This window comes from Actinomadura sp. BRA 177, from assembly GCF_013372625.1.
GTDB lineage: Bacteria > Actinomycetota > Actinomycetes > Streptosporangiales > Streptosporangiaceae > Spirillospora.
Map to the genome: position 1 here is coordinate 1 of NZ_JABXFD010000517.1, position 3,422 is coordinate 3,422.

Annotated in this window: 4 protein-coding genes; 1 reads left to right on the forward strand and 3 read right to left on the reverse strand. The window is 74.3% G+C overall.

What is annotated here, in order from left to right; translation table 11 throughout:
• Positions 1–498 (forward strand): ABC transporter permease (locus HUX53_RS29855; RefSeq protein ID WP_217920085.1); only part of this gene is annotated, 498 nt, incomplete at its 5' end.
• A gap of 4 nt (positions 499–502) precedes the next feature.
• Here HUX53_RS29855 and HUX53_RS29860 read toward each other — a convergent pair.
• From HUX53_RS29860 to lnt, 3 genes are all read right to left on the reverse strand, one after another.
• Positions 503–1,033: an FxsA family protein gene (locus HUX53_RS29860; RefSeq protein ID WP_176406560.1), complete on the reverse strand. Its 531-nt coding sequence runs from the start codon at positions 1,031–1,033 to the stop codon at positions 503–505.
• A gap of 120 nt (positions 1,034–1,153) precedes the next feature.
• Positions 1,154–1,900: a polyprenol monophosphomannose synthase gene (locus tag HUX53_RS29865; protein WP_176406561.1), complete on the reverse strand. Its 747-nt coding sequence runs from the start codon at positions 1,898–1,900 to the stop codon at positions 1,154–1,156.
• A gap of 5 nt (positions 1,901–1,905) precedes the next feature.
• On the reverse strand, positions 1,906–3,422 hold a 1,517-nt coding region (lnt, locus tag HUX53_RS29870; protein WP_176406562.1), incomplete at its 5' end, for an apolipoprotein N-acyltransferase.

The following is a 3,422-nucleotide window of genomic DNA, read 5'->3' on the forward strand; positions in this document are numbered from 1 at the left end:
GAGTATGCCACCGGGACGATCACGGCGACCTGCCCGACCTGGACGCCCGACAGCGCCAGCCTCGGGGTGTCCTCCATGCAGCCGGCCGGGCGGGGCCTGCTGCCCGGCAGCGGGTTCACCGCCGCGAACGGCTACCCGCCGCTGTCCCCGCTGGACGGATCGACGGCGCGGGCCGCGTCCGGCACCGTCCTGTACCTGGTGCTGGTGGCGCTGCTGTCGCTGGGCGCGGGGACGGCGCTGCGGGAGCCGGCGGCGGCGATCACGGCGGTGCTGGCGCTGCTGTGGATCGTCCCGGTGATCACCCGGCTCGCCGGGGACGCCACGTGGCAGGACCGCCTGGAGAAGGTGTCGCCGATGCCAGCGGGCCTGGCCGTGCAGGCGACACGGAACCTGGACCGGCTGCCGATCGGGCCGTGGCAGGGCCTCGGCGTGCTCGCCGCCTACGCTGCGGCGGCGCTGCTGGCGGGCGGCGTCCTGCTCGCCGTGCGGGACGCCTGAACGGTCAGGCGCGCGAGGAGGTGTCGTCGTCCTCGCTGATGACCTCGCCGCGGACCACCGGTCCCGGCGGGGTCTCCACGCGCTCGGGGCCGGGGCCCCGGCCGAACGGGTCGAACCCGGCGCCGCCCAGGCCGGGCGGGAACACGGTCGCGGCGCGCTCCTCGGCCGCGCGCATCCGCCGCGCGGCGAACGACGACAGGGCCCGCCGGGCGACGGGCCGGGTGAACGGCAGCACCAGCAGCAGCCCGAACACGTCGGTGACGAAGCCGGGGAAAAGCAGCAGCAGGCCGCCGGCCATGGTCAGCGCGGCGTCGCCGAGCTCGCGGTCGCGCAGCACGCCGGTGCGGACGGTCTCCTGGAGCGCGCCGTAGGCGCGGCGCCCCTCCCGGCGGACGAGCCACGCGCCGAGCACGGTCTCGGCGACCAGCAGCCCGACCGTGGGCCACGCGCCGATCGCCGCGCCGACCTGGATGATCACGAAGATCTCCAGCGCGGGCAGCAGCAGTGTTCCCAGGACGATCAGCAGCGGCAGCATGGCCCCATTTTCGGGTCGGAAAAGCCTCTACCCTGTCAACGCCGGGACGCCCCCGATCGTTTCCCGCCAGAACGCCCCGATTGCGGCGGGTTTCAGCCGGGCGGGCTCAGCGGAGTGGGCTCAGCGGGGCGGGCGGAGTTTGCCGACGCGGTCGGACATGCCCCACTGGGTGATGCGCAGCGCCGCCTCGGCCATCACGTCCCGGCTCATCTTGCTGGTGCCGTGCTCGCGCTCGACGAACGTGATCGGCACCTCCACCACCCGCAGGCCCTGCCGCAGCGCGCGCAGCGCCAGGTCGATCTGGAAGCAGTAGCCGCGCGAGTCGACCTCCTCCAGCCCGATCTTCGCCAGCGTCGCGGCGCGGAACGCGCGGTAGCCGGCGGTGGCGTCGTGCAGCGGGATGCCGAGCATCAGCCGGGCGTAGGTGTTGGCGCCGCGCGACAGCGCCTCCCGCCGCTTGGGCCAGTTGCGGACCTTGCCGCCGGGCACCCAGCGGGCGCCGATGACCAGGTCGGCGTCCTCCAGCGCGGCCAGCAGCCGCGGCAGCTCCTCGGGCTGGTGGGAGCCGTCGGCGTCCATCTCGACCATGACGTCGTAGCCGTGCTCGGCTGCCCACCGGAACCCGGCGATGTAGGCGGGTCCGAGCCCGTCCTTGCCCTTGCGGTGCAGGACCTTGATCTGCTCGTCCTCGCCGGCCAGCGCGTCGGCGACCTCGCCGGTGCCGTCGGGGCTGGCGTCGTCGACGACCAGGACGTCCGCCGCCGGGACGGCCTCGCGCACCCGCCCGGCGACGCGCTCGAGGTTGTCCCGCTCGTTGTAGGTCGGGATGATCACGAGCACCCGGCCGAGGTCGGCTGGGATCTCCATCGGTGTCAATTCCCCTCGTTCTTCCTGGCTGTCCATGCCGCCGCGAGGACGGCGCCGAGCGCGAGCGCCGCGAGCACCCACTCGGGCGCCTCCCCGAGCCGGTCCGACAGGGTCCGCGCGGTGCGCGCCGGGACGGTCCGGACCTGGATGTCGGGGACGAACTCGCGGGACTCGTCGAGCATCCGGCCGTCCGGGGCGACGATCGCGCTGATCCCGCTGGTCGCGGCAACCAAGATCGTACGGCCATGCTCGACCGCGCGCAGCCGCGACATCGCGATCTGCTGCGGCGGGATGCTCGTGCGGCCGTAGGTGGCGTTGTTGGTCTGCACGACCAGGACGTTCCCGCGCGCCACGTCGCGGACCTCCTTGTCGTAGGCCACCTCGAAGCAGATCACGTCGCCGATGGTCACCGGCCCGAGCCGCATCACCCCCGAGCGGGTGCCCTTGGCGAAGTCGCGCGGGATCCGCTCGAACCGGGTGATCAGCTTGGTGAGGATGTCGCGGAACGGCAGGTACTCCCCGAACGGGACGGGATGCCGCTTGACGTAGTAGTCGCCGGGGCCGGTCTTGGGGTCCCAGACGATGCCGCGGTTCTCGACCTTCTTGCCGTCGGGGGTGTCGGTGAGGGCGCCGACGAGGACGGGGACGCCGACGTCCTTCACCGCGCCGTCGATGGCGTTGTAGGCGTCGGGCTCTTCGTAGGGGTCGAGGTCGCTGGCGTTCTCCGGCCACACCACCAGCTCGGGCCGGGGCACCTCGCCGGCGCGGACCTTCGCGGCCAGCTCGTGGGTGGCCTTGACGTGGTTGTTCAGGACGGCCTTGCGCTGGCCGAGGAAGTCCAGGCCGAGGCGCGGCACGTTCCCCTGGATCACCGCGACGGTGACGGGGCGGCCGGACGTCGGGGTGGGGATCAGCAGCCCGCCGCCGGCGACGGCCGCGATGAGCGCGAGGCCGCCGGCGATGGGCGCGAGGGCCCGCCTGCGGGGGATCTCCCGCTCCCGGCGGGCACGGTGGGCGGCCACGGCGGCGTAGGCGAGCAGCCCGCCGATCAGCGCGGTCAGGAACGTCACCAGGGGCGCGCCGCCGTAGGACGCGTACGGGGTCAGCGGCGTGGCGGTCTGGCTGAACGCCAGCCGCGCCCACGGGAACCCGCCGAACGGGACGCGGCCGCGGATCAGCTCCTCGGCGACCCACAGCCCGGCCGTCCAGACGGGCCAGGCGGGCAGCCGGGCGACGACCGCGATCCCGGCGCCCATCGGCAGGAAGTAGGCGGCCTCGACGAGGCTGAGGATGATCCAGCCGTCCGGGCCGATCCGGGAGATGCCCTCCAGGACGGGGATGAAGAACGCGGCGCCGGCGACGAACGCGAGCCAGGCGCCGGTGCGGGGCCGCTGCCCGCGGACCGCGAGCGTGAGCATCGCGACGCCGACGGGGGCGAGCGGGGTGAGGTCGATCGGCGGGAACGCCAGCCACATGACCAGCCCGCCGGCCAGCGCCAGCAGGGTGCGGGGCCAGCCCGCAC

Excerpts from the sequence above, each read along its gene's own strand:
- HUX53_RS29860 (WP_176406560.1), bottom strand. The coding sequence starts at position 1,033 with ATGCTGCCGCTGCTGATCGTCCTGGGAACACTGCTGCTGCCCGCGCTG.
- HUX53_RS29865 (WP_176406561.1), bottom strand. The coding sequence starts at position 1,900 with ATGGAGATCCCAGCCGACCTCGGCCGGGTGCTCGTGATCATCCCGACC.